This window comes from Stenotrophomonas sp. SrG (assembly GCF_050031795.1).
Taxonomy (GTDB): Bacteria; Pseudomonadota; Gammaproteobacteria; order Xanthomonadales; family Xanthomonadaceae; genus Stenotrophomonas; species Stenotrophomonas rhizophila_A.
The window spans coordinates 1-248 of sequence record NZ_JBNBBE010000698.1 but is presented as its reverse complement, the minus strand read 5'-3'; the positions used below and the strand labels follow the sequence as shown (position 1 = coordinate 248).

Annotated in this window: 1 protein-coding gene; it reads left to right on the top strand. The window is 75.8% G+C overall.

Going from position 1 to position 248, the window contains the following annotated elements; translation table 11 throughout:
- The coding region (locus ACQG3P_RS21375) for a hypothetical protein (RefSeq protein WP_426806176.1) at positions 1–248 on the top strand (248 nt) is incomplete at both ends.

Sequence of the window (248 nt, the reverse complement as noted above, 5' to 3'; positions counted from 1 at the left end):
CGCCCGTCCACGTGCAGAGCCGCGATACCGTCCTGCCCGGCAGCGAGTTCGACGAGAACCGGGTGTACGAGCAGCTGCTGGATCCCGCCGGGATGGCCGCCCTGGCGGCGCACAAGGCCCCGAGCACCGCCGGCGCCGATACCGGCGCGACGCGCGCGTGCAACCATCCCATCGGCGGGCACCGCCCCGCTCCGCCCGCGCTGCCCAGCCCGCCCACCCCCATCCGCACCCTCGAGTGCGCCGACACA